The sequence below is a fragment of the Pseudomonas sp. PDM19 genome (genome assembly GCF_014852215.1).
Lineage (GTDB): Bacteria > Pseudomonadota > Gammaproteobacteria > Pseudomonadales > Pseudomonadaceae > Pseudomonas.
On sequence record NZ_JACVBG010000001.1, the window covers coordinates 108,015 to 134,506 of the forward strand.

Sequence of the window (26,492 nt, forward strand, 5' to 3'; positions counted from 1 at the left end):
TTCAGTGGATGCGCCAGCGCAGCAACAGCAGGGCGGCGAAGGCCAGCGCCGCGCCGATCAGGAAGGTCCAGCTGGCGCCGAAACTCTGCCACAGCCAGCCGGCCAGCACGCTGGCGAGCAGCATGGCGATTCCGCTGGCGAGGTTGAACACGCCGAAGGCGGTGCCTTTCAGGTCGGCTGGCGTGGTGTCGGCGATCAAGGTCGCCAGCAGCCCCTGGGTGAAGCCCATGTGCAGGCCCCACAGTGCGACGCCGACGAGCATCAGCGGCGTGGAGTCGGCCCAGGCCAGCAGCAGGTCGGCCGCCACCAGCAGGAGCATGCCGATGGCCAGCAGGCCGGTGCGGTCGGTGCGGTCCGACCACCAGCCCACCGGGTAGGCCGAGAGCATGAATACCAGGGCCATCACCACCATGACGATTGGTGTCCAGGCCATCGGCAGGCCGATGTCCTGGGCGCGCAGCACCAGGAAGGCTTCGCTGAAGCGCGCGAGGGTGAACACCGCGCCGATGCTGACCACCCACCAGTAGCGCGCCGGGAAGCTGCGCAGCGCATCGCGATGGATCGGCGAGCGGAAGCGCTGGGTGCCTTCGGCCTGTTCCGGTTCCTGGACGAAGAAGACGATGGCCAGCACTGCGACGCCGGCCGGAATGCAGGCGAACCAGAACACCAGCGGCAGGTTGTTGCCCAGCCAGAGCATCAGCACGATGGCCAGCAGCGGGCCGGCGAAGGCGCCGACGGTATCCATGGACTGGCGCAGTCCGAAGCACGCGCCACGGATCGACGGCGGCGAAACGTCCGCGATCAGTGCATCGCGTGGTGCGCCGCGGATGCCCTTGCCGATACGGTCGAGCAGGCGCGCGGCGAAGATGGTCTCGCCGGAGGTAGCCAGCGGGAACAGCGGCTTGGACAGCGCCGCCAGGCCGTAGCCGAACAGCACCAGGCCCTTGCGCCGGCCGAGGTAGTCGCTGATGGCGCCGGAGAATACCTTCACGATCAGCGCGGTGGCTTCGGCAATGCCTTCGATCAGGCCCACCGCAACCATGCTCAGGCCGAGGCTGCCAACCAGGAACAGCGGCAACAGGCTGTGCAGCAGTTCGGAGGACAGGTCCATGAACAGGCTGACGAAACCCAGTGCCCAGACGGTGGCGGGAATGCGGGGGCGTCTGCGATCCGTGCCGTCGGCCATGGCGAAACATCCTTGTGCGTCAGGGAAGGAGAAAACAGTCTGGCCGAACGGGCATCAAGAAAGCGTCAAAGACGACGCTCAGAGGCGATCGAGGTCGTCGCGCTGGGCCAGTTCGGCCAGCGCTTCGCGGGAGTCCAGCGGGAGTTCGCCACGGCCTTCCAGAACTTCATGGAGGAAGCTCATGAACACCGTGTAGACGACCTCGCAGCCATCATCGTGGCGGACGACAAAGAACGGCGCGGTGTCCACACCGTACTGCGCGGCGACCAGCCAGCCAGTGCTGGCGGGGTTGCGCTCATCGGCGACCAGGGTGCGGTCGATTCGACTCAGATAGCCGCCCTTGACCAGGCGTTCGTGGACTTCGCGGCACTTGCGGCAGTCCTGGCCGTCGGCCAGGACCTTCTTCACCAGGGTGATGCGCATGGGATCGGCTCCGCCGCAGGCATGCAGGCGTCCGATCCTGGGCTGCGGGCTGACAAGGAAATTTCCGTCAGCCGAGGGTACGGCTTCAGGCCTTGCTGATCAAATTGCCGGCGTGCAGGCCGCATTCCTTCTGCGTGGCTTCTTCCCACCACCAGCGGCCTTCGCGCTCGTGCTGGTTCGGCAGCACCGGGCGGGTGCAGGGCTCGCAGCCGATACTGATGAAGCCGCGCTCGTGCAGGCTGTTGTAGGGGATTTCCAGCATGCGGATATAGGCCCAGACCTCTTCGCTGCTCATGTTCGCCAGCGGGTTGAACTTCACCAGCGGTTTCTCCGGGGTGGAGAAGGCGCCGTCCACCTCGACCACGGCCACCTGGCTGCGGGTGCCGGGGCTCTGGTCCTTGCGCTGGCCGGTGGCCCAGGCGGTCACGGTGGACAGCTTGCGCTTGAGCGGCTCGATCTTGCGGATGCCACAGCACTCGCCATGGCCGTCCTTGAAGAAGCTGAACAGGCCCTTTTCCTTGACGAACGGCTCCAGCAGGCGCGGGTCGGGGGTCATCACTTCGATGGCGATGCCGTAGTGCTCGCGAACCTGCTCGATGAAGCGGTAGGTCTCCGGGTGCAGGCGGCCGGTGTCCAGGCTGAACACCTTGACGTTCTTGTTGAGCTTCCAGGCCATGTCCACCAGCACCACGTCCTCGGCGCCGCTGAAGGAAATCCACAGCTCGTCGCCGAAGTGCTCGAAGGCAAGCTTCAGGATGTCCTGTGGGGCTTTGCTGGCATAGCTCGCGGCGATTTCCGCGATATCGAACGGGAGGCTCATCAGGCGGTATTCCTAGTTTTAATGGCGCAAGGCGCTCTGTGGGCGCGATGGTAGCAAAGAGGGGGATATGCCCCTAAATAACCATCAGGAAGGTCGACTGTGGTGTTTGGGTATAAGTGGTGCGTTGCACCGCCTGGAGCGAGCGGCTAGAGTGCCGCCTCTCAAGTCAAACCTGCGGGGAAATCGTTCGTGGAAATCGCCTGTCTCGACCTGGAAGGGGTTCTGGTTCCGGAAATCTGGATCGCCTTCGCTGAAAAAACCGGTATCGAAGCGCTGAAGGCGACGACCCGTGACATCCCGGATTACGACGTGCTGATGAAGCAGCGTCTGCGCATCCTCGACGAGCACGGCCTGAAGCTGTCCGACATCCAGGAAGTGATCGCCACCCTGAAGCCGCTGGAAGGCGCGGTGGAGTTCGTCGACTGGCTGCGCGAGCGCTTCCAGGTGGTGATCCTCTCCGACACCTTCTACGAGTTCTCCCAGCCGCTGATGCGCCAGCTCGGTTTCCCGACCCTGCTGTGCCACAAGCTGATCACCGACGAGACCGATCGCGTGGTGGATTACCAGCTGCGCCAGAAGGACCCGAAGCGTCAGTCGGTCATCGCCTTCAAGAGCCTGTACTACCGTGTGATCGCCGCCGGCGACTCCTACAACGACACCACCATGCTCTCCGAAGCCCACGCCGGCATCCTGTTCCACGCGCCGGAAAACGTGATTCGCGAGTTCCCGCAGTTCCCGGCCGTGCACACCTATGAGGACCTGAAGAAGGAATTCCTCAAGGCGTCCAACCGCCCGCTCAGCCTGTAATACCGGCTGTGACAAAAAAGCCCCGCTGATGCGGGGCTTTTTTGTTCCTCGTAGGGCGAATAACCCGGAACGGGTTATCCGCCAGGACGGCGGATAATGCCGTAGGCGTTATGCGCCCTACGCGGAATATCGAGACACGCAGCTGTTGTAGGAGCAACTGTCTTCACACGGCACCTGTCCTCCACCCGGTGCCGTCTCTCACCATCGCGTTGATCCGCACGATCAGTACGCGCATGCATGCCACTAATGCGACCTTCGGGCACCGCCCCTTGTCCCGTAGTTTTTGGTAGCGATCAGCAAACTCCTGCTGATAACGAATGACCGACCAGGTCGCCATGTAGAGGATGCGTCGTATTGCACTGCGGCCACCGCGGATGCGTCGCTGCCCCGACTTTTGGCCGCTGTCGCAGTTGTACGGAGCCAACCCCACCAGTGCGGCAACCTGCCGTCGATTGAGTTGCCCCAACTCCGGCAAGTAGGCGAGCAAGCCTGCGACAGTGACCGGCCCTACGCCTTTGACTTGGCGTAGCTGCTCGACCTGCTCCGGGTCCAGGTCGTTCAGGGCCTTGGTTATCTCCTGGTCGTAACGTCGGATGGTGCTTTGCAGGGTCTTGATGGCATTTTCCAGGCAATCCCGGACAAAGGCTTGGCTAGCCTGCGGCAACCGGCGGCGCTCATCATCGCGCTGGCAGACCAATTGCTCGCGGCGCTGGACCAGCGCAAGCAGCCGCTCGCGCGCTGGCGAGGGCGCCTGGCTGGGCGATTCTTCAAGAACCTGGGCCAGGTGTGCCAGTACCGCAGCGTCAATCGGATCGGTTTTGGCCAGCTTGCCCATCGCTGTAGCGAATGCTCGTACTCGAGTTGGATTCAGGCGGGAAACGACATGGCCTGCCCGCAGCAGGGCAAAGAGCACACCTCGCTCATACCCGCCCGTGGCCTCCAGAACGATCCGCCCCGGCTTGTCCTGGGCAAAGAGCTCCAGCAATTGCTGATATCCCGTTGCGTCATTGGAAACGCTGACGAGTACACCTTGTGGCCGGATCCAAACGGCGAGTGAATCCTTGGCAACATCGATACCTACCCAAGCTGTTGTCATGAGCCAATCCTCGTAAACTGTTCGACGAGAGCACTCTGACTGCCCACGCTTGTGGTTCGAGGTTCACTCGTTCAACTGTTCGGGCTAGGTCAGAGGACGGCGGGAGGCAGCTTGAGTTCCTACTCGTGCGACCAACACCGCGGACCTGCAGCTTGCCTCCCGTCGCTCTCACCTTCGAGCTTATAGAGCTTTGCAGACACAAGCGGGCCATGCCCGCGATCGCGCGCATGGCCCGCTCCTACAGGTTTTCCAAGGTCCGCAGCAGCACGCCCACCTTGGTCAGCGATTCCTCGTATTCCTCTTCCCAATTCGAGTCGGCCACGATGCCGCCGCCGGCCCAGCAGCTTGCCTGGCCGTCCTTGACCAGTACGGTGCGGATGGCGATGGAGCTGTCCATTTCGCCGCGCACATCGAGGTAGAGCAGGCTGCCGCAGTAGATGCTGCGCTGGGTCGGCTCCAGCTCGTCGATGATCTGCATGGCGCGGACTTTCGGTGCGCCGGTGATGGAGCCACCGGGGAAGCTGCCTTCGAGCAGGTCCAGCGCGTCCTTGCCGTCCGCCAGTTCGCCACGCACGCTGCTGACCAGGTGGTGGACGTTGGGGTAGGTCTCCACCGCGAACAGCTCGGGCACACGCACGCTGCCAGGGCGGCAGCTGCGGCCCAGGTCGTTGCGCAGCAGGTCGACGATCATCAGGTTCTCGGCACGATCCTTCTCGCTGGCGAGCAGGGCATCGGCATTCTGTCGGTCGGCCTCTGGGGTGTCGCCGCGCGGGCGGGTGCCCTTGATCGGGCGGGTTTCCACCTGCTTGCCGTGGAGCTGGATGAAGCGCTCCGGCGACAGGCTGAGGACGGCGCCTTCAGGCAATGCCAGGTAACCGGCAAAGGGCGTAGGACACGCCTCGCGCAGCGCGCGGTAGGCCAGCCAGGGCGAGCCCTGGCAGGGCGCACGGAAGCGCTGCGTGTAGTTCACCTGGTAGCAGTCGCCAGCGAGGATGTAGCCGTGCACCCGCTCCAGCGCTTCGCGGTACTGCTCGCGGCTCAGGTCCGGACGGAAGGGCGCAGCAAGCTGGAAGGGCGGCAGCGCTTCATCATCGTGGGCGTTCTCGAACAGCGCGATCAGACGCTCCCGCTCGCTCGTCGCCAGTGACGGGTGGAAAACCAGCTGGCTGCTGCGCTCCTCGTGGTCGGTGACCAGCGCCCAGGCATACAGGCCCAGGCGTGCGTCGGGGAAGGCGAGGTCGTCGAGGTTCGGTTCGGGCAGGTGCTCGACGCGCCGGCCGAAGTCATAACCGAGATAACCGATCATTCCGCCGACGAATGGCAATTGCTGATTGTCCGGGACTTTTGCCTCGCCCAGGCTCTGCAAGGCGGCTCTTGCGCGGGCGAAGAAGCGCTTGGCCGATTCGTCGGCGGTTGGTGCCAGTTCTGCCAATGGCCAGGCGCTCAGAAGGTCATAGCGTCCACGTGTGGCAATGGGTCGACCGGCGTCCAGGAGTACGGCGCCGGGTGCCCGATGAATCAGGGCGAAGCGTTCGCCCGGGTCTTCCCGGTAAGGAAGCGGGTACAGAAAACAGTCAGGCATGGGTAACAGCGTGCAGGCAAATGAGGTGATCAGGTCGGCTGAAGTGTCGATCCTAGAGCTATTTCTTCAGTTTACGTAGGAAAAGCATTCTGATAAGAAGTGACGAATCCCACGCGGACAGTGCTCCGTACCAACAACGATAATGACATAGGGATACAGGCCGTGGATGTAGTGCTCGAGCCCGCAGCCGGCAGCCTTCTGCGCTCCAGATTAACACCCCCTCGGGTGCCTGCTGATTATTTGATTCGTCCCGAGGTCCAGAATGCCCTGGACCGACATCCTTATGCCTCGATCCTGTCGTTCTCGGCGCCCGCCGGCTTCGGCAAGACCACCGCACTGGCGGCGCTGGCCGGCAAGCGTGCAAGCGAAGGCCACAAGGTCGCCTGGCTCTCCCTGGAGAGTGACGACGACGATCCCGGTCGTTTCTGCCTGAAGCTCATCCAGGCCCTGGCCACCTCCGTGCCGGGCACTGGCGAGGATGCGCTGGGCTACGTGCACAACACCATGCGTGTGCCCGTGGTCGCGGTCATGGAAAGCCTGCTGATGGACCTCTCCCGCGACGAGCGCAAGGTCCTGCTGGTACTCGACGACCTGCATGAGATCACCCATTCCGACGTCTTCGCCGGCCTCAATCGCCTGGTGCAGTACGCGCCGCCCGGCCTGACCCTGGCCATCGGCAGCCGTTCCCAGCCGCCGCTGAACCTCGCTACCTGGCGCGCCAAGGGTCTGCTGCTGGAAATCGGCCAGGACGAGCTGCGCCTGTCCCGCGACGAAACCCGCGAGTACCTGGCCCGCGATGGCCTGCAACTCGAAGATAGCTGCCTGCAGTCGCTGCACAACCAGACCGAAGGTTGGATGGCGGGGGTTCACCTGGTCAGCCTGTGGCTGCGCCAGCAGCCGGGTGCTCCGGAAGACCTCAGGCTGCTCAGCAGCGACAAGGCGGCGGTGGGTGATTACCTGCTGCGCGCGGTGTTCGAACGCCTGCCGGCCGACGTGCAGAGCGCGCTGCTGTCGCTGGGCATCGCCAATCGCGTGAACGGCGATCTGGCCAACACCCTGACCGGTCGCCAGGACGGCCAAGCGCTGCTGGAGCACCTGGACAGCATGCAGCTGTTCCTCCTGCCGCTGGACCGCGACCGCCAGTGGTACCGCTTCCACCAGCTGTTCGCCGACTTCCTCCGTGCCCGCCTGCGCGAGCGCGACCCGGAGCGCTTCAAGCAACTGCACTTCAACGCCAGCCTGTGGTTCACCAATCACCACATGCCGACCCTGGCCATCGAGCACGCCTGCCTCGCCGAGGACCCGGAGATGCTCGCCGCGTTGGTCGACGGCTGCGGCCTGGAGCTGATCAACCGCGGCCAGCTCTACCTGATCTCGCGCTGGCGCAAGCATGTGCCGAACGAGATCGCCGAGCGCTACCCGATCCTCGTGCTCAGCGACGTCTGGACCCGCGCCACCGAGCTCAGCCTGCCCGAAGCCAATCGCATGATCGACGAGCTGCTGGCGCGCTGGGGCGACTCGCGCGGCAACGGCCCGATGGGCAACCAGTACCTCTCGGCGCTGGCGGTGAAAGCCGTACTGGCGCTGCAGAAAGATGACCTCGAACAGTGCATTACCCTGGCGCGCAAGGTGGAGAGCCAACTGGGGCAGAACTCGGCGTTCCTCGAGGGCGCGATCCTGCTGATCGCCGCCTTCGCCCAGGTCGTGCGTGGCCAGGCGGAGCAGGCACGTCGCCTGATGGGGCTGGCGCAGCAGCGCAACCACTTCCTCGACGGCCGCTACCTGCACATGCAGCAATGCACCATCGAAGTGGTGCTGGCGCTGGAGCAGGGACACGTCAACCAGGCGCAGATGCTCATCGAGCGCGTACGTGAGCAGGCCATGCCGCTGTTCGACAAACGCTCCCAGGCCCTGGCGTTGCCGGCCATCGCCGAAGCGCTGACGGCCTACTACCGCACCGAACTGGATGGCCTTGAAGAACGCCTGCGCTGGGCGCTGGGCCGGGTCGACGTGGTCAATCCCATCGACCTGTACGCCCAGGGCATGCAGTGCCTGGCGCGCATCCAGCGCCTGCAGGGCCGCGGCAAGGAAGCACTGGCGACTCTGGGGCTGATGCAGACCCTGGCTTCGCGCAACCAGTCCTGGCGCTTCTTCGCCATGGCGGTGGGCGAGGAGATCAACCTGATCCTCCAGGAAACCGCCACCGACCGCTGCAAGCGCGCCGAGCAGCGGCTCAAGGCGATCGACTGGGCAAAGCTCGCCAGCCACTACAAACAGATGCCGTTCAACCCGGTGCTCTGGGTGCAGGGCATCAGCCGTGTGCGCCTGCTCCAGGCGCGCGGGCACTTCAGCGAGGCGTTGCACGAAATCACCCAGCTGCGCGGCATGCTGCAGCCGGGGTGGCACGGCCTGCAACGGCTGCGCCTGGACCTGCTGGCGGCCCTGAGCTACCAGCGCCTGGGCTACCAGGAACGTTCCCACAGCCTGCTCGGCCAATGCCTGGTCGGCGCCGAGCGGGAAGGGGTGCGGAGCATTTTCATCGAGGAAGGCGAGGGGATTCGCCAGTTGCTGCAGCAGCTGGAATCCACCGAGCGACAACCGGCGCTGCAGGTCTTCATTCGCGGAATGTTGACCGTCTGGCCGGGGCAGGAAGCACGCAGGTCACCCGAGGTGCTCGAGGAAGGTCTGACCGACCGCGAGCGCGAGGTGGTATGCCTGGCGGCCCAGGGACTCTCCAACGAGGAGATCGGCCAGCAGCTGTCGCTGGCCCTGGGCACCGTCAAATGGCACCTGCACAACATCTACGAGAAGCTCAAGGTGCGCAATCGGACCCAAGCGATACGCCGTGCCCGCGAGCTGAGTCTGCTCTGACATGACGACCCTGACCACACTGCCGCAGCAGCCCATGCCGCTGCTGCGCACCAAGCTGTTCCCACCGCGCACCGACAGCGATTCGCTGCTGCCGCGCCGCGCCCTGATCGACCGCTTGTATGCCCACCGCCAGCAGCGCGTGCTGATCCTCAGTGCGCCGGCCGGGTTCGGCAAGAGCACCATTCTCAGCCTGTTCCGCCAGCGCCTACTGGAGGGTGGCGCGCGGGTCGCCTGGATGTCCTGCGACGAGGGCGACAGCGAGCCGCAGCGCCTGGTGCAGTACCTGGTGGCGAGCATCCGCAGCGTCGAGGCGGATTTCGGCACCAACACCTCGAACCTGCTGCAGTCGGACATGACCCTGCCGCTGGAAGGCATCATCGACGCCTTCCTTTCCGACCTGCGTCGCCTCGACGGGCCGATCTACCTGCTGCTCGACGACTTCCACCAGATCCGCCACCCGGCGCTGGCCCACGGTGCGCGCTACCTGATCGAGCACCTGCCGGACAACATCCGCCTGGTCACCAGCACGCGCTATCGCCCGCGCTTCCTGGTCGACGAGCCGGGCCTGGCGCCCTGGGCCTTCTGCCTGAGCGGCGACGACCTGCGCCTGACCCGCGAGGAAACCGACACCTTCCTCACCGAACTCAAGGGGCTGGCCCTGAGCGACAGCGAGCTCAAGCTGCTGCATAAACGCACCGAAGGCTGGATCACTGCGCTGCATCTCGCGGCCCTGGCGCTGGCGCGCAACCCGGACCGCGCGGCGCTGCTCAAGGGGCTTTCCGGTACCGAGCGCGACCTTGCCGACTACCTCGCCGAGGACGTTCTGCGCAGCCTGCCCGAACCGCTGCAGCAGTTCCTCGACCAGACCTCGGTGCTCGACGAATTCTGCGCCGAGTTGTGCAACGCCCTGACCGGGCGCCGCGATGGCCTGGACATGCTGATGCGGCTGCAGAACGAGCAGTTGTTCATCATCCCGCTGGATGACCAGCGCGAGTGGTTCCGCTACCACCACCTGTTCGCCGAATTCCTCCAGGGCCGCCTGGCGCGCAACTCCGATCCGACGCCGCTGCTGCATGCTGCCGCGCGCTGGTGCGAGGGTCGCGACATGGCGGACCGTGCGATCAAGTACGCCCTGCGCGCCCGCGACTACGCCTTCGCCGCCGACCTGCTGGAGCGCCAGGGCGCCAAGCTGATTGCCGGCAACCGCGTGTACGGCATCCTCGGCATGCTCAGCAGCATTCCCGCCGAGGTGATCCGCGAGCACCCGGTGTTCCAGATCTTCTACGCCTGGCAACTGGCCTTCGAGCAGAAGTTCGCCGAGGCCGAGGCGCTGATCGAAGAGCTCAGCGTCCGGCTGCTGCAGGGGCAGGGCAAGGTGCGCCACTTCGGCATGGCCGAATTGCTCGCCGTGGCCCAGGTACTCAAGGCGCTGGTGCTGCTCTACCAGGACAAGCTGGAGGCCTGCCTGAAGGTGGCGCGCCAGTGGCTGGCGCTGGTGCCAGGCAACCAGCCGGTGTTCCGCGCCAGCCTGTCGTGCATCCAGGCGGCTGCCTATGCGCTGCTGGGTGACTACGCCGAGGCGGCCAACGCCATCGGCGTTGCCCGCGATTGCCTGCGCATGGCTGACAGCGAATACCTGCAGGTCGTCGTCAGCATGATCGAGGCGCTGATCTGCAAGGAACGCGGTGAGCTGGAGCGCGGCCGGACCATTGCCGAGAGTGCGCGCAGCCGCGTGGAGCGGGTCTTCGGCCGGCGCAGCCGGGTCGGTGGGCCGCTGTCCCTGGCCTATGCGGACCTGCTGTACGAGCAGGATCGTCACGCGGCGATCCTTGCCGAACTGCCGCTGGCCACCACCTGGCGCGACGTTGCCACACCGGTGGAGCTGATCAGTCGTGGCCAGTTGGTGATGGCCAAGGCGCGATTCTTCGCTGGTGAGGCCGAACAAGGGTTGGCCCAGCTCGACGAATGGCTGGTTGGCCTGCAGTCGCCGGGCTACGAGCGGGTGCATGCGCTGGCCATGAGCTGCAAGGTGCAGCTGCTGCTGTGGATGCGCCGGCCCAACGAGGCCGAGCGCGTGTGTCTGCAACTGGCGCGGCACCTGTCAGGGCTCAACGCCGAACGCTACGCCGATGCCCACGCGGCGCTGGTGATGGCGGAGGCGCGCCTGGCGCTTTCCGAGCGCCACGCCGAACGTGCGCAGCAGCGTCTGGAATCGTGCCTGGCGGGCTTTACCTCGCCCTATCAGCGCGACCGGCGGCTGCGTCTTTCGCTGTTACTTTCTGTGGCGTATTGGCAGAAAGGTAACAGCGAAAAAGCCTTCGCTCTGTTCGCCCCCACCCTCGAGGAAGCCTGGAACCTGGGTTACCGGCGCCTGTTCCAGGACGACGCCCTGTGGCTACTGCCGCTCTGGGAGGCCTGGAAAGGCGCCGAACCCAAGCGCGCATCGGCCTGGCAAGGGGTGGCCGAGATGCTTCGCGAACAGTGCCGCAGGCTCTCTGTAGATCCTGAAAGTTTCGATGAAAATCAAGATGTTAGCCATCGCGAGCGGGAAATCCTGCGGCTCGTGGCGGCGGGTTTGTCGAACCGGGATATCGCCCAGGCGGTGCATCTGTCGGAGGCCACCATCAAGTGGCATCTGCACAACCTGTTCGCCAAGCTCGGCGTGCGCAGCCGCACCCAGGCGGTACTCAAGGGGAAGAGTCTGGGACTGCTCAGCGAAGCTTGAGTCGGAAGGTTGGTTTTGCGCCATCCCTTGGATGGGCTGGCAGGTTCACGGCGGGTCAGTAGCTTGGAGACCAGGACGAGAAGCTTCGTGCTTCACGAATCCATACCCGCGGCGCCTAAGGAAGAAGTCGGGGGTCTGGAAGATCGGCAGCAGCCGGTCAACCTGCAGCGGGGTAGGACGCCCCTTGCAGTGCCTGGGGCAACCCCACCTGAACACTGGAGAGTTATAACAATGAAAATCAAGCAACTGGTTCTTGCAAGCGCAGTTCTGGCCGCTCCGTTCCTGGCACATGCCGACATGAAATCCATGGATGACGCTGCACTGTCCGGTATCACCGGCCAGGATGGCATCAGCATTTCCGGTACCTTCAACGCCTCCATTGGCGCTGTCACCTACAAGGACGCCGACACCAACGGCGGTTCCCTGGTCCTGCAGGGTATCCACCTGCCGAGCGTGACCATCGCCGACAACGCGCCGATGACCGTCGACGTGGTGAAAACCAACATCACTCCGGTTGGCGGCGGCACCGCCGTAGCCACCGAACAACTGGCCATCGGCCTGCCCACCGTGACCGGTGACGTCACCATCGACGCCGTCAAGGTAGGCACCGGCGGCGCCAGCATTGGTTCGCTGACCGTTTCCAACCTGAACCTCGCCGGTTCGACCGTGAAGGTCTGGGGTCACTGATCCCGAAGGTTGAAGCGCAGTACCCCTTGCCGGCGCCTGCCGGCGAGGGTCTTCCAGGAATGACTTCCAGAATTTGAAGCGAGGGGTGGGATGTTCGAGATTCTGCTGGGAAGCCTGCTGGGCCTGTTCGGTTTTACCCAGGCCGTGGATACCAAGCCGCAACAGCAGGGCACAGTGAACATCTCGCAGCCGCTCACGCCCAACGGTCCCTTCCGTGAGTCGGTCCAGCTCGAGCCGATGAGCCAGGTGCAGTTCCGCAACGTCATCCGCCAGGCCTACGACTACAGCTGCGGCTCGGCGGCGCTGACCACGCTGCTGGACTACTACCTGGGCCGCAACCTGGAAGAGCGTCAGGTCATGGAAGGCCTGATCAAGTATGGCGAGGCCGACAAGATCGTCCAGCGCCGTGGATTCTCGCTTCTGGACATGAAGCGCTATGCCGCCGCACTCGGCTACAAGAGTGGCGGCTTCCGTGCCGAGTTCTCCGACCTGGACTCGCTCGAACACCCGGCGCTGGTGCCGATCCACTATGCCGGCTTCAAGCATTTCGTCGTGGTCCGCGACGTCTACAACGACCACGTCTTCGTTGCCGATCCTGCCTTGGGCAACATCAGTTTCACCCGCGCCCGTTTCGAGGAAATCTGGGACCAGAACGTGCTCTTCGTGATCTACCCCAGCGGCCAGGAGCCCAGGAACGCCCTGGAGCTGAAGGAGGCCGACATGCGCCTGGTGGACGACCGGACCGTGAGCCTGCTGGCTTTCCGCGAGTTCCCGGAGATGAGCAAGGTCACCCAGAACCAGATTGGCACAGCCGCCACGAACGGAGATGTCCAGTACATCCGGCGCAAGTGATCGCCCGATCGGCCCATACGAATAAGAACAAGACCAGGGGATAGCAACATGGATTTCAAGGGGTTTGCGTGCGTTGCCGCTCTGGCCTTGCTGGCAAGTACCAGCACCATCGCCGAAGAAGCGACAACCGAAGACGCGCGTGATGCGCTGGCCAAGAAGGATACCGACGCCGACAGCGCCAAGGCGCTGGAGCAGGTATTCCAGGCCGCCGAGAAGAGCTACACCCTGCTCAAGAAAGGTGAGCGCCAGCTGACCTACGGCTTCGACTACACCCTGATGCGCGACACGCGCCTGCAGGCCGTGCGCAGTGGCGAGAACGTCTACAGCGTGCTGGCCCAGAGCGAGGCGCAACACACCTTCACCAACTCGTTCACCTTCGACTACGGCATCTGGGACAACCTGACCTTCAGCATGCGCCTGCCGTTCGTGGCCAAGTACGACACCGAGCGCGACATCCATGCCTACAGCCTGGGCGACGTCTCCGCCACCCTGCGCTGGCAGCCCTGGGCCGCGCGCCGCGGCGCCCCGGTCACCACGCTCTACGCGACCCTCGGCCTGCCCACCGGCGACAGCCCGTACAAGGGCAACGTGCAGGATGACGTCTCCACCGGCAACGGCTTCTACAGCCTGGGCGCCGGCGCCAACATGTCCTACGTGATCGACCCCGTCGTGCTCTACGGCTCGCTGGGTTACACCTACAACATGAAGGTCGATGACATCCACCAGAACCAGTTCGGCGAGGAGCTGGAGAAGGTGGTGCCGGGTGACACGCTGAACTTCGCCATGGGGATGGCCTACGCGCTGTCCTACGACGTTTCCCTGGCCACCTCCTACCAGATGGCCTACTCGTTCAAGAACAAGTACTACTTCAACGACCGCACGGTCGAGGCGCCCGAGCAGACCAGCGCGATCATGAACTTCTCGCTCGGCCTGCGAACATCGCCGGACTACATCGTCAACGTGAACGCCGGTTTCGGTCTGACCGAAGACTCGCCGGATGTACTGCTGGGGGTTTCCCTTCCCCTGGATATCCAAGGCCTCAAAGCCCAGTAACCGACGAGCGACCACCACATGACTATGCGCATTTCGCCCCTCGCGGTGGCGATGGCAGGGGTAGGGTTTGGCTGGGCGACGCTCGCCAACGCCCAGCTCGCCAACGACCTGACCATCGGCAACCCCAAGGCCATGGCCATGGCCAACGCGGTCACGGCCGACTCCACCGGTATCGACGCGGTGCACTACAACCCCGCCGCCCTGACCAAGCTCAAGGGCCGCCAGACCCAGCTCAAGCTGATCACCGGGGTCATGGATATCCGCGCCGGTTTCAAGGCGCCGCCGGACTATGGTTCGTCCTCCTTCGGCCTGGACGACGACCCGGTGGCCGGTGAGAACAGCCGTACCCTGACTCCGACCATGTACCTGCCGGGCCTCGGCGGCATGACCGACATGCCGCTGCTGGTGGCGCCACTGGCCGGCCTGTCGATCAACCCGCCGGGCTCCAAGTTCACCTTCGCCACCAACGTCTACGCGCCCCAGGCGCTGGGCTATTCGCGCGACTCCGACAGCGACCCGGCACGCTACGAAGGCCGCCGCGTCTCGTTGCAGCGCATCACCTACTTCTCACCCTCGGTGGGCTACGAGGTCAACGACGACCTGTCGGTGGGCTTGAGCATCGGCTTCTCCCACCAGGCGATGGCGCTGGATACCGACTTCCGCAACCCGGGCCTGCTCACCGGCCTGCTGCAGACCCTGCACGACACCACCTGCGTGCCGGGTGCGCAGGAGATCGTCGAGCTGGTGTTCAACGTCTGCGGCGGCCGCATCGGTCCCTACGACTCGCTGGCCAACCTCAAGCTGGACATGCAGCAGACCCTCTCGCCGAGCTTCAACCTGGGCGTGCTCTGGGAACCCTACGACTGGTTGGCCTGGGGCGCGACCTACCAGAGCGAGTCGCGCATGCACCTCAAGGGCAAGTACCGCGTCGACTACACCAAGGACTGGCAGGGCTTCTGGTCCGGCATGCAGAACTCGGTGTTCGGCGCCTTCCTGAGCCCGCTGTTCCCCTACGGCAACGCCGAGGAAGAGCACGGTGTGGCGACGCTGAACATGGTCAACCCGGACAGCTTCTCCACCGGTATCAAGGTGCGCCCGTTCGACAGGTGGCAGTTCAACTTCGACCTGAAGTGGACCGACTACAGCGACTGGAACAAGCTGGAAATCGAGTTCGACAAGGAGCTCGACCTGCTGCGCATCGCCAAGAACTTTGCGCCCAACGGTGCCACCGACCACAGCATCATCCTCGACCGCGGCTACCAGGACACCTGGAGCTATGCCATGGGCGTGCAGTACGACGTCAACGACCGCCTGCAACTGCGCGCCGGATACGAGTACCGTCCCTCGGCGATCCCCAAGGACAAGGCCGACGCCCTGGTGCCCATCGGCGACGCCGATCTCTACGGCCTGGGCCTGGGCTATCAGTGGGACAAGGACACGGTGATCGACCTGGGCTTCAACTACTTCGTCTCCAAGCAGAGCATCAAGGCGGGCACCAGTTGCAACCTGAACTGCACCGGCATCGACAACCTGGTGTACAACCCCTATGCCGGCCTCGACGTCAGCACCACGGTAAAGGCCTACGTGTTCGCCATGACTTACCGCACCACCTTCTGAGGGCAACAACATGAACAGGCTGACCCTCCTGATTTCCTGCGTCGCCGCCGTCGGCGTGGCGAGCGCATCGGCGCAGGCTGCCAGCGGTCGATACCTGTCGTGGATCGACGACAGCGGCCAGGTGCATAACACCTTCGTCGATGCCAACTACGCCCAGCAGCAGCGCCAGGCGGACAAGCGCATCGACCAGAGCGACCGCGCACGCTTGATCGACCTCAGCGCCACCCAGTGGCCGGGTGCCCGGCCGGCAGGGGAGAGCAAGCGCCGCTACTTCACCTGGGTGGACGCCCAGGGCAACCTGCAGAACAGCTTCTACGCCGCCGGCCAGGTAGCACCCGGCCGCGCGGATTACGTGCTGCCCAATGGTGAGCACTCTTCCGAGTACATCGACGCCGAGTCCTACGAGGATCGCGGCTTTGTCCGCAGTGAGAACGGCAACCCGTACTTCACCTGGGTCGACGACAAGGGGCAGGTGCGCAACTCGCCGATCACGGCGGAGCAGCGCGGGGCGATGTTTCGTCGGGGCGAGCAGGGTGGCAGCACTATCGCCTTTACCGAAGGCCGGCAGATCGACCTGAAGGGGCGCCCGAACAACCTGCCGGGGCTCGACGGCATGGGCGAGCAGACTGACGCCATGAAGGCGCTGCTCAAGGGCAGTGGCAAGACCCTGGACGACCTCTATGTCGACCTGCAGCGGCGTTGCTGCGATCAGATGGGCGACGGTGACTTCACCGAGCTGTCGGTGGAAGAACCGCGCTACGAGGAGCTGAACAAGTTCTCGCCGAGTTTCGATTTCCCCATGGGCAAGAGCTACTTCGTGGCAATGAAGCTGCCCAGCTCACAACACGTCTACGGCTTGCGCGTGCGCAGCTTCGCCAACCACCAGGTGGTCTACCCGTCGCTGCTGTTCCTCGACGAGCAGAAGCGCCCGACACGCCTGGTGAGTGACGCGGTGTACAAGCTCAACCCGGAGACCTGGTACCGCTATGCCTTCATCGAAGGGACAATCCCGGTGCGCGCCAACCAGGGTGAGCGTTACGTCCTGCTGCTCACTACCGACGAGGACCGCAGCCTGCAGACCCTCGACAACAAGCCCTACAAGCGACCGCTGGAAGACCTGGCGGTGAACGAGGCCGGGATGAAGGTGCGCGAGCACGGAGACCAGGGTGGGTTCGAGCTGGCCGTAGTGCGCTGAAGCAGTTCCGTAGGGCGGATAACCCGGAACGGGTTATCCGCCAGCCTCCACGGCGGATAACGCCGTTGGCGTTATGCGCCCTACGCGCTGTCCGCGAAATCAGATGACCATGAAAAAGCCCGGCGAATGCCGGGCTTTTTTGTGGGGCGGGGCGCCTCAGACTTCCTTCGGGTGCACATGACCGAAGAGCTGCTGGGAGAAGCGCACGCGCTCTTCCACCGTCTCCTTCACGCCCTTGGCTTCCAGCTCGGCGAGATGCGCCTCGACGGCATGGGTACGCAAGGTCAGGCCGCAGTCGTTGGCGATCTGGATGTTCAGGCCGGGGCGGGCGTTGAGCTCGAGGATCAGCGGGCCCTTGTCCTGGTCCAGCACCATGTCCACGCCGATGTAGCCCAGGCCGCACAACTCGTAGCAGCCGGCAGCGAGCTTCATGAAGCCGTCCCAGTTGGGCAACTGCACGCCGTCCACCGCGTTGGTGGTGTCCGGGTGCTTGCTGATCTTGTTGTTCAGCCAGGTGCCGCGCAGGGTCAGGCCAGTGGCGAGGTCCACACCCACGCCGATGGCGCCCTGGTGCAGGTTGGCCTTGCCGTTGGACTGGCGGGTCGGCAGACGCAGCATCGCCATCACCGGGTAGCCCATCAGCACGATAATGCGGATGTCCGGTACACCTTCGTAGCTGATGCTCTTGAATATCTGGTCCGGGGTCACCCGGTACTCGATCAGCGCGCGGTCGCGGTGGCCGCCCAGGGAGTACAGGCCGGTGAGGATACTCGACAGCTGGTGCTCGATTTCCTCATGGCTGATGATCCGCCCGGAGACCGTCTTGTAGCGCTCCTCGAAGCGATCGGCGATCACCAGGATGCCGTCGCCGCCGGCGCCCTGCGCCGGCTTGATCACGAAGTCGCTGCGCTCGCCGATGATCTCCGGCAGGCGTTCGATCTCCTTCTCGGTGGAGATGATCCCGTACATTTCCGGTACGTGGATGCCCGCCTCGATGGCGCGCTGCTTGGTGATGATCTTGTCGTCGACGATCGGGTACAGGTGCCGCTGGTTGTACTTGAGCACGTAGTCCGCGTTGCGTCGGTTGATGCCCATGATGCCTTTGGCTTCCAGGGCTTTCCATCGCTTGATCAGGCCGAACATGGCTTAGTCCTTGAGGAAGGCTTTGAAGCGGAACAGTTCGGTCAGGCGGTAACCGCGGTAGCGACCCATCGCCAGCATGAACGACACCAGAATCAGCAGCACGGCCGGGAAGGTGAACACGAAGTACACCAGCTCCGGTACGCGCATCAGGATGTGCGCCAGGGCAGCGGCGAACAGGGTGCCGATGGCAGCCTTCATGGCGTGGGCGGCGCCGCGCTCTTCCCAGGTGATCGACAGGCGTTCGATGCTCATGGTCAGGATCACCATCGGGAACAGGGCGACCGACAGGCCGCTCTCGAAGCCGAGCTTGTGGCTGAGCAGACTGATGGCGGCGATCATCACCACCACGAAGGTCAGCACCACCGACAGGCGTGGCAGCATCTGCAACTTCAGGTGTTCCAGGTACGAGCGTAGCGACAGGCCTAGCGCGGTGATCACGGTGAACAGGCCGATGCCCCACTGCAGGCCGGTCTCGCGGAAGGCCAGGGCGATCAGCACCGGGGTGAAGGTGCCCAGGGTCTGCAGGCCGATCAGGTTGCGCAGGATCAGGATCACCAGCACGCCGAACGGGATCATGATCATGATCTGGAAGGTCTGCTGGGTGGACAGCGGCAGGCCGTACAGCGAGTACTCGAGGAAGGCCGCGTCGGTGTTCTCGTCCGACAGCTTGGCCAGGCGGATGGCGTTCATCTCGCTGCTGTTGAGGCTGAAGCTGACCTGGGCCTTCTTGCCACCTTCGATGGACAGCAGGCTCTCGTCACCCAGCCACCAGATCAGGCGATCGTTGGGCAGGCCGCGCTCGCCGGTTTCCGGGTTGAAGTACAGCCATTCCTTGCCGTTGTAGCTGCGCAGCCAGAGTTCGGGCTGCTGCGGCTGGTTGGCGACCAGGCGGATGGTGTGCACGCGCTCCAGCGGCACATGGGCCACCGCGAGCAGGGTTTCGACCACATGCGAGCGCTTGTCCAGGCTGGTATCGCCGGCCAGCAGCAGCTTCACGTTGTCGTCATTGAGGTTGTTGGCGCGCTTGATGGCTTCGCTGACGAAGGTCTCGACGTCCGCCGAGTGCTGGCGGATGGGCGCGATCAGGGCTTCGGCGGCGATCTTGTCCGGGCCTTCCAGGGGCAGGCTGTCGCGGAAGATCGGGCCCTTTTCCTTGGCCTTCTCGGTGGCGCCGGCATAGCGCTTGGTCAGCACCAGGCGGTAGTAGAGGGTCTGCTGGCCGCTGGCGCGGCGCGAGGACCAGGTCACCTTGCGGTTGCCGTCGGAGCGGTTGATGCCCACGCCGTAGTTGTTGGAGACGAAGCTCTCGTTGAGGCTGACGTAATCCTGGGCCAATGGCGGTACGAACATCTGCACCTTCACCGGGGTCTTCGGCGTGGCGACGAACTCGACCTTGGCGTCGATGTTCCACAGGTCGTCGGTCTCGGCCTCGGTCATGGGAATGCCGAGGACGAAGATCTGGTAGGCGGTGATCGCGACGCCCAGCGTCAGCAGGATGGCGATCAGGACCTTCAGATGCAGGGTAAGAGAGCGCATGGGATTACTCGGCAGGTTTCGCTACGGGTTGGCAGCCGGGCTTGCCGGCAGCGTATTTCAGGCTCGGGTCGACCAGGGCACCGAAGCGCTTGAGCGCGTCGGAGCCGATCAGAAGCGGGTATTGGAAGGCGCTGCGGTCGGTAAGGTTCACTTCGATGGTGCGCAGGGCCTTGCCCATGCACAGCTGAAGCTCGATGACCGGACGCGCGGTATAGGCCTTGCCTTCGTCAGGGTCGTAGTCGCCGTGGCGGCGCTTGATCTTGCTGATGCGCGCCAGGGGTTTCTCGATCGGCTGGCTGTCGGCGGTGTCGGTGGCCAGGTAGAACCGCACCCAGGTCTCGCCATCGCGCTTGAAGCGCTTGATGTCGCGGGCGCTGAGGGAGGCGGTCTTGGCACCGGTGTCGAGCTTGGCGGCCAGTTCGATGTCCAGGTCGTTGATCCGGGCGTATTCGTTCAGGCCATAGACGGTCTTGCCGGCAGCTGCGCTGAAGCCGGGAAGCAGGAAGATGCTCAGGAAGAGGAGCAGGGCAGTGGGCTTGAGTCTCATGGGCCTTGATGAGTGAGTGGCCGCAAAGCCTTGAAAAGAAACGCCCCGGTCGTCACCCCAAATGGCTGTGGCCGGCATGCCGGCCGGCGTGGCCTGGTGACGCCAGGCAATAGCGCCCGAATTCTATCATGTGGTTTTTCGCTGGCGACAGTCGGTTGGCGTGTTGGCAGGGTATTTGTTTCAGGCATATGACAGGGGCCTTGCGGGCCCGCCGAATGCCGGGCGAGCGGCGGGCTCTGCCAGAACCCGTCCGACCGCCAGGCGGCCGGGTGGGTTCAGTCACTCAGGGCTTTTCCTCCTCGGCGGTGACCTCGGTCCAGCTACTGTCCGGGTCGAAGCGGCTCATCTTCTTGGCAATCTTGTCGCTCTCCGGGCCGAGGTTCTTGGAGAAGATCTCGCCATCGTGGCTGATCATGAAGCTCATCACGCCGCTGTCGCCGTACTTCACCGGCCAGGCGATCAGGGCAAAGCCGCGGGTCATCCTGCCGCCGATCTTGTAGTCGTAGGCGCCACCGGGGGCCGAGGGGCCCTGGGCGGTGAGGATGCGGTAGTGGTAGCCATGCCAGCCGTCGCCCGGCATGTCGTCGCCGAACAATGGGCCGAGCGGGCTTTCCTCGCCGCCGTCTTCCTCCGGCCAGTACAGACCGTCATGGTGCCCGTCGCTACTGACGAACTGCTGCGCGTACTCCAGGACGCCATCGCCGTTGCGGTCAACCTCGGCGTAGTCCATCTGCGCATCGTGGTACGCCTGCACGGCCTCCAGGGTCGACTCCTCGTTGCGGCCGATGCGGCGAATGCGGATTTCCTCGCCGCCGGCCTTGGCGTTGAAAGCCCAGCCGTTCTTGTCGTGGACGATCGGCAGGGGCAGGGTCCAGGGATCGTTGCCGACGACCAGATGGGCGAGGTGCGGGTTGTCCTTCTCGATCTGGTGCTTGTCCTTGTAGTGGGCGAGGAAGGCGTCCACTTCATCCCGGTCGATGCCGGCGGTCGGTATATAGCTCTGCCAGTCCTTGCCCAGCAGGGCGGCCAGGCGTTCGGGGTCGGCTTTTTCGGTGCCGAGCGCGGCGATGAAGGCGTCGGCGGCCGCGTCGGGGGTGGGGAAGCTGTCCTGGGCCAGCAGGCTGGCAGGCAGGGCGGCGAGGAGGGCGAGCGTCAGCAGGCGCGATGCGATGGGCATGGCTCGTCTCCTAGCGGCGCCGACCGCCGCCAGAGGGCGCGCGGGCAGGACGTTGGACGGTGTGACCGGCGCGGGCGGCCTGCGGGCGGCTGGCGGCGGCGCGACTGGCTTGGCCGCGGTTGGCAACTTCGCGGGACTGTCTGGGGTTGTTGGCGCCGGCGAAGGCATTGTTGCGTGGGGCCTGGGTGCGGGCATGCTGCTGGCGTGCCTGTTCGCGGATCTGCTGGTTGTTCTGCGTCCGCGGCCGTTGCTGTGCCTGGTTGCTGCGGTTCTGCACCTGGTTCTGCGCACGCTGCCGGTTTTCCGGGGTACGGTTCAACTCGCGGGTGGCAGCCTGCGCCCGCTCACGGGCCTGGGCGTTGTCGCGGTTGCCTTGCTGCAGACGCTGCTGGGCTTGCGGGTTGTCCCGCAGGTCGCGGGTTGCCGCCTGGGCGCGCTCGCGGGCCTGGGCATTGTTCGCCGCCGGTGGGGCGATGCCGCGTTGGCTCAGGCTCTCCCTGGCTTTCGCGCGCTCCTGGGTGCGGGCCGAGTCGAACCCGCGCAGCGCATCGCGCTGCTCGCCCCCGGCCAGCCGGCGGTTGTACTGCTCGCGGCTGGCCGAGTCGCGGTAGGGCACGCCATTGCGGTAGGTCGGGTTGTGCTGCCACTTCGCCCGGTTGCCATTGACGTTGCCGGTGAAATCTCGATTCACATTCCGGTTCACGTTCCGGTTGCTGTTGAAGTTGTTGTAATGCTCGACGTCGACGTCGATGTCATGGTCGTCCCAATCACAATCGCCCCAGAGCGAACCGACGATGGCAACGCCCGCGCCGAACGCCAGGCCGGTGGCCAGCGCCGTGGCGACCGGGTATTCGGGCGGCGGCGGGTAATACACCGGCGGGCTGGCGGGATAGGGCCAGGAGCCGTAGACCTGCGTGGGGTTGTAGCTGGGCACATAGACCACCTGCGGATCGGTGGGCTCGATGATGATCGTCTGCGCCGCTGCCGGTTGCTGCACTACTACGGTGTCTCCACCGGAAGCGGGCTGCGCCGGTGCCGGCTGGGCGGCCGGCTTGATGGTCACGGTCTGCTGCTCGTTCGACTGCAGGTTGCCGGCGGCCTGGGCCTGGCGACGCAGGCGCTGGATGGAATCCATCACCGCATCGGGCTGGGCGAGGAAGGCATCGCCGACGCGTTGCACCCAGGCCGGGTCCTGCCCCAGCGTGGCGAGCACCAGGGGGAAGGCGACCAGCGACTGGACGCTGGGGTCCCAGGGTTGGTTGGCGACCTGTTTCACCGCATCATCGCCTACCGCCTTGGGGTTGGCCTTCGACCAGGCTGCGGCGTCGGCCACGTTACCGGGGTAGGTGGTGGCCATCAGCACCTGGGCCAGCAGCGAGTCGGGATACAGCGCCAGCGGCGCGAGCATCTGGTCCAGTTCCTCGACGCTGAACACCGCCTGCGAGGGCGCGGCAGCGGGCGCGGCCGGGGCGGCGGCTGGAGGCGGGGCGGGGGGCGTTGGCGGAGGAGGCGCTGTCGCGGCGGGCGGGCTGGCGGGTGGCGTGGCGGCCGTGGCGGTCTTGGCGACGGGCTTGTCGCCCGAATCGCAACCCGTCAATGCCAACAAGGCGACCAGAATCAGGTACTGACATTCTCGCATGGCGCTCTCCTGTGCCGGGAATGCCCGATCCGTGAAAACTGCCACGGGTAAAACGCGGGTTCAGAGAATGATAGGCGCCCGAATGAAAGGCTGCAGAAAGTCGAACGGCCGGTGATGCCGGCCGTCGGTTGGGGGATTTTTACGCGGTGGCCGGTTACTTTAGCCGGCGCTCGACGCCTTTCTCGACGAGGATCTTGGCGGAGATCTCCTCCACCGAGAAATGCGTCGAGTTGATGTAGGCGATGTTCTCGCGGCGGAACAGGTTCTCCACCTCGCGAACCTCGAACTCGCACTGGGCGAAGCTGGCGTAGCGGCTGTTGGGCTTGCGCTCGTGGCGAATGGCGGTGAGCCGGTCCGGGTCGATGGTCAGGCCGAACAGCTTGTGCTTGTAGGGCTTGAGCGCGTTGGGCAGTTGCAGGCGCTCCATGTCTTCTTCGGTCAGCGGGTAGTTCGCCGCGCGGATACCGTATTGCAGGGCCATATAGAGGCAGGTGGGCGTCTTGCCGCAGCGCGAGACGCCGACCAGGATCAGGTCGGCCTTGTCGTAGTAGTGGGTGCGGGCGCCGTCGTCGTTGTCGAGGGCGAAGTTCACCGCATCGATCCGCTCCATGTAGTGCGGGTTATGGCCGATGCTGTGGGATTTTCCGACGGAATACGACGAGTCTGAGGATAATTCTTGCTCGAGCGGGGACAAAAAGGTCGAGAAGATGTCAATCATGAAACCGTTGGATTGCGCCAGGACCGAGCGGATCTCACGATTGACGATGGTATCGAAGATGATCGGTCTTGCCCCGTCCGCCTCCGCAGCCCGGTTGATTTGCTGTACCATGACGCGCGCCTTTTCTTCGGTATCGATGTAAGGTCGTGTCAGTTTGGTGAAGTTGATGTTCTCGAACTGCGCCAGAAGGCTCTGGCCGAGGGTTTCGGCAGTGATGCCGGTGCCGTCGGAGATGAAGAATGCAGTTCGTTTCATGTGCGCTGCGGGCCTTATAGGTAGGATCGAATCCTGGTTATGATAGGCCCCGCGTTTGCAAGGCCCTTTGCCGGGGCATTCTCACCCATTTTTCCGGCTCCGGCCAGACAGGGTGGGGCCGCACCGACTTGTATGACCTTTTCCAACACTTAGTGGAGAGATCACCTTGGTAGAGTACGTAGTTTCCCTCGATAAGCTCGGCGTCCACGATGTCGAACATGTGGGGGGCAAGAACGCATCCCTGGGCGAAATGATCAGCAACCTCGCCGGTGCCGGCGTTTCCGTACCGGGTGGCTTCGCCACTACCGCCCAGGCCTACCGTGACTTCCTCGACCAGAGCGGTCTGAACGATCGTATACATGCGGCCCTCGACGCCCTGGACGTGGACGACGTCAACGCCCTGGCCAAGACCGGCGCGCAGATCCGCCAGTGGGTGATGGACGCCGAGTTCCCCGAGCGTCTGGATGCCGAGATTCGCAAGGCCTTCGCCGAGATGGCCGGCAGCAACGACAACATGGCCGTGGCCGTGCGTTCCTCCGCCACTGCCGAAGACCTGCCGGACGCTTCCTTCGCCGGCCAGCAGGAGACCTTCCTGAACATCCGCGGCGTGGACAACGTGATCCGCGCGGCCAAGGAAGTCTTCGCCTCCCTCTTCAACGACCGTGCCATTGCCTACCGCGTCCACCAGGGCTTCGACCACAAACTGGTCGCCCTGTCCGCCGGCGTGCAGCGCATGGTCCGCTCGGAAACCGGCACCGCCGGCGTGATGTTCACCCTGGACACCGAATCCGGTTTCCGTGACGTGGTGTTCATCACCGGCGCCTACGGCCTCGGCGAGACCGTGGTGCAGGGCGCGGTGAACCCCGACGAGTTCTACGTCCACAAGCCGACCCTGGAAGCCGGCCGCCCGGCCATCCTGCGTCGCAACCTGGGCAGCAAGGCGATCAAGATGATCTACGGCGACGAAGCCAAGGCCGGCAAATCGGTCAAGGTTGTCGACGTGGAGAAGGCCGACCGCGCCCGCTTCGCGCTGTCCGACGCCGAAGTGACCGAACTGGCCAAGCAGGCCCTGATCATCGAGAAGCACTACGAGCGTCCGATGGACATCGAGTGGGCCAAGGACGGTGACGACGGCAAGCTGTACATCGTGCAGGCCCGTCCGGAAACCGTTAAGAGCCGTTCCAGCGCCAACGTGATGGAACGCTACCTGCTCAAGGAAAAAGGCAAGGTCCTGGTCGAAGGCCGCGCCATCGGCCAGCGCATCGGCGCCGGCCCGGTGAAGGTGATCCACGACGTTTCCGAGATGGACAAGGTCCAGCCGGGCGACGTGCTGGTCTCCGACATGACCGACCCGGACTGGGAACCCGTGATGAAGCGCGCCAGCGCCATCGTCACCAACCGTGGCGGCCGTACCTGCCACGCCGCGATCATCGCCCGTGAACTGGGCATCCCGGCAGTCGTCGGCTGTGGCAACGCCACCGCGGCGCTGAAGGATGGCCAGCGCGTGACCGTATCCTGCGCCGAAGGCGATACCGGCCTGATCTACGAAGGTGAACTGGGCTTCGACGTCCGCCAGAACTCGGTCGACGCCATGCCCGACCTGCCGTTCAAGATCATGATGAACGTCGGCAACCCGGATCGTGCCTTCGACTTCGCCCAGTTGCCGAATGAAGGTGTGGGCCTGGCCCGCCTGGAATTCATCATCAACCGCATGATCGGCGTGCATCCCAAGGCGCTGCTGAACTTCGCCAGCCTGCCGGCGGACATCAAGGAAAGCGTCGAGAAGCGCATCGCCGGGTACGACGATCCGGTCGGCTTCTACGTCGAGAAGCTGGTCGAGGGCGTCAGCACCCTGGCCGCGGCTTTCTGGCCGAAGAAGGTCATCGTGCGTCTGTCGGACTTCAAGTCCAACGAATACGCCAACCTGATCGGTGGCAAGCTCTACGAGCCGGAAGAAGAGAACCCGATGCTCGGCTTCCGTGGCGCCTCGCGCTACATCAGCGAATCCTTCCGTGACTGCTTCGAACTCGAATGCCGCGCGATGAAGAAGGTCCGCAACGAGATGGGCCTGACCAACGTCGAGCTGATGGTGCCGTTCGTCCGTACCCTCGGCGAAGCCTCCCAGGTCGTCGACCTGCTGGCCACCAATGGCCTCAAGCGTGGCGAGAACGGCCTGCGCGTCATCATGATGTGCGAGCTGCCGTCCAACGCCCTGCTGGCCGACGAGTTCCTCGAGTTCTTCGACGGCTTCTCCATCGGCTCCAACGACCTGACCCAGCTGACCCTGGGCCTGGACCGTGACTCGGGCATCGTCGCGCACCTGTTCGACGAGCGTAACCCGGCGGTGAAGAAGCTGCTGTCCAATGCCATCCAGGCGTGCAACCGCGCCGGCAAGTACATCGGCATCTGCGGCCAGGGCCCGTCGGACCACCCGGACCTCGCCAAGTGGCTGATGGAGCAGGGCATCGAGAGCGTGTCGCTGAACCCCGACTCGGTCCTCGACACCTGGTTCTTCCTCGCCGAAGGCCAGTCCTGACGGTTCCTTCTCCATCCTGAGAAGGGC

20 protein-coding genes are annotated in these 26,492 nt (G+C 64.6%); 9 read left to right on the plus strand and 11 right to left on the minus strand.

Features of this window, described 5'->3' with window-relative positions; translation table 11 throughout:
- Nucleotide 1 precedes the first annotated feature (1 nt).
- The 3 genes from IB273_RS00550 to IB273_RS00560 all read right to left on the minus strand — a co-directional run bounded on the left by IB273_RS00550 (nt 2) and on the right by IB273_RS00560 (nt 2,429).
- A complete protein-coding gene (locus tag IB273_RS00550; protein ID WP_081520590.1) occupies nt 2-1,186 on the minus strand; it encodes an MFS transporter in 1,185 nt (394 codons plus the stop codon).
- A 78-nt stretch (nt 1,187-1,264) separates the two neighbouring features.
- On the minus strand, nt 1,265-1,609 hold the full coding sequence (locus tag IB273_RS00555; protein WP_192222944.1) for a hypothetical protein: 345 nt from the start codon (nt 1,607-1,609) through the stop codon (nt 1,265-1,267).
- Nucleotides 1,610-1,694: 85 nt separating this feature from the next.
- On the minus strand, nt 1,695-2,429 hold the full coding sequence (locus IB273_RS00560) for a phosphoadenylyl-sulfate reductase (protein ID WP_081520588.1): 735 nt from the start codon (nt 2,427-2,429) through the stop codon (nt 1,695-1,697).
- Nucleotides 2,430-2,618: 189 nt separating this feature from the next.
- Between IB273_RS00560 and thrH the strand changes: the two genes are divergently transcribed.
- Nucleotides 2,619-3,236 (plus strand): bifunctional phosphoserine phosphatase/homoserine phosphotransferase ThrH, encoded by a 618-nt coding sequence (gene thrH, locus IB273_RS00565; RefSeq protein ID WP_024765701.1) that lies wholly within the window; start codon nt 2,619-2,621, stop codon nt 3,234-3,236.
- Between the two features lie 163 nt (nt 3,237-3,399).
- Here the strand turns inward: thrH and IB273_RS00570 are convergent, their stop codons facing one another.
- Entirely contained in the window at nt 3,400-4,332 is a 933-nt protein-coding gene (locus tag IB273_RS00570) for an IS110 family transposase (protein ID WP_192222945.1), read from the minus strand.
- A 238-nt stretch (nt 4,333-4,570) separates the two neighbouring features.
- Nucleotides 4,571-5,914 (minus strand): aminodeoxychorismate synthase component I, encoded by a 1,344-nt coding sequence (pabB, locus tag IB273_RS00575; RefSeq protein WP_192222946.1) that lies wholly within the window; start codon nt 5,912-5,914, stop codon nt 4,571-4,573.
- A 162-nt stretch (nt 5,915-6,076) separates the two neighbouring features.
- On the opposite strand from pabB, the gene IB273_RS00580 reads away from it, so the two are divergent.
- The 7 genes from IB273_RS00580 to IB273_RS00610 all read left to right on the plus strand — a co-directional run bounded on the left by IB273_RS00580 (nt 6,077) and on the right by IB273_RS00610 (nt 16,914).
- A complete protein-coding gene (locus IB273_RS00580; RefSeq protein ID WP_081520586.1) occupies nt 6,077-8,785 on the plus strand; it encodes a helix-turn-helix transcriptional regulator in 2,709 nt (902 codons plus the stop codon).
- A 1-nt stretch (nt 8,786) separates the two neighbouring features.
- Entirely contained in the window at nt 8,787-11,510 is a 2,724-nt protein-coding gene (locus IB273_RS00585) for a helix-turn-helix transcriptional regulator (protein WP_081520585.1), read from the plus strand.
- 231 nt (nt 11,511-11,741) lie between these two features.
- Complete coding sequence (locus IB273_RS00590; RefSeq protein ID WP_017516894.1) at nt 11,742-12,197, plus strand: DUF6160 family protein; 456 nt, start codon at nt 11,742-11,744, stop codon at nt 12,195-12,197.
- A 90-nt stretch (nt 12,198-12,287) separates the two neighbouring features.
- Nucleotides 12,288-13,049, plus strand: a complete 762-nt coding sequence (locus tag IB273_RS00595) for a C39 family peptidase (RefSeq protein WP_081520584.1) — start codon at nt 12,288-12,290, stop codon at nt 13,047-13,049.
- A 48-nt stretch (nt 13,050-13,097) separates the two neighbouring features.
- Nucleotides 13,098-14,102: a transporter gene (locus IB273_RS00600; protein ID WP_081520583.1), complete on the plus strand. Its 1,005-nt coding sequence runs from the start codon at nt 13,098-13,100 to the stop codon at nt 14,100-14,102.
- 18 nt (nt 14,103-14,120) lie between these two features.
- Nucleotides 14,121-15,719: an outer membrane protein transport protein gene (locus IB273_RS00605; protein WP_139791695.1), complete on the plus strand. Its 1,599-nt coding sequence runs from the start codon at nt 14,121-14,123 to the stop codon at nt 15,717-15,719.
- Between the two features lie 10 nt (nt 15,720-15,729).
- Complete coding sequence (locus tag IB273_RS00610) at nt 15,730-16,914, plus strand: MalM family protein (protein ID WP_192222947.1); 1,185 nt, start codon at nt 15,730-15,732, stop codon at nt 16,912-16,914.
- 156 nt (nt 16,915-17,070) lie between these two features.
- Here IB273_RS00610 and IB273_RS00615 read toward each other — a convergent pair whose 3' ends face one another.
- The 6 genes from IB273_RS00615 to IB273_RS00640 form a co-directional block, all read right to left on the minus strand.
- Nucleotides 17,071-18,057, minus strand: coding sequence for an alpha-L-glutamate ligase-like protein (locus tag IB273_RS00615; protein ID WP_081520580.1), 987 nt, complete (start codon nt 18,055-18,057; stop codon nt 17,071-17,073).
- A 3-nt stretch (nt 18,058-18,060) separates the two neighbouring features.
- Nucleotides 18,061-19,593, minus strand: coding sequence for an inactive transglutaminase family protein (locus IB273_RS00620; RefSeq protein ID WP_081520579.1), 1,533 nt, complete (start codon nt 19,591-19,593; stop codon nt 18,061-18,063).
- Nucleotides 19,594-19,597: 4 nt separating this feature from the next.
- Nucleotides 19,598-20,140 carry an ATP-dependent zinc protease gene (locus tag IB273_RS00625; protein WP_151186552.1) on the minus strand — a complete coding sequence of 181 codons (543 nt, stop codon included), beginning with the start codon at nt 20,138-20,140 and terminating at the stop codon, nt 19,598-19,600.
- A 283-nt stretch (nt 20,141-20,423) separates the two neighbouring features.
- Entirely contained in the window at nt 20,424-21,317 is an 894-nt protein-coding gene (locus IB273_RS00630) for a DUF2950 domain-containing protein (RefSeq protein WP_192222948.1), read from the minus strand.
- A 10-nt stretch (nt 21,318-21,327) separates the two neighbouring features.
- Nucleotides 21,328-22,956, minus strand: a complete 1,629-nt coding sequence (locus IB273_RS00635; protein ID WP_192222949.1) for a DUF3300 domain-containing protein — start codon at nt 22,954-22,956, stop codon at nt 21,328-21,330.
- Nucleotides 22,957-23,110: 154 nt separating this feature from the next.
- On the minus strand, nt 23,111-23,929 hold the full coding sequence (locus IB273_RS00640; RefSeq protein ID WP_017516884.1) for a pyruvate, water dikinase regulatory protein: 819 nt from the start codon (nt 23,927-23,929) through the stop codon (nt 23,111-23,113).
- Nucleotides 23,930-24,095: 166 nt separating this feature from the next.
- On the opposite strand from IB273_RS00640, the gene ppsA reads away from it, so the two are divergent.
- A complete protein-coding gene (gene ppsA, locus IB273_RS00645; protein WP_081516449.1) occupies nt 24,096-26,465 on the plus strand; it encodes a phosphoenolpyruvate synthase in 2,370 nt (789 codons plus the stop codon).
- Nucleotides 26,466-26,492: the final 27 nt, after the last annotated feature.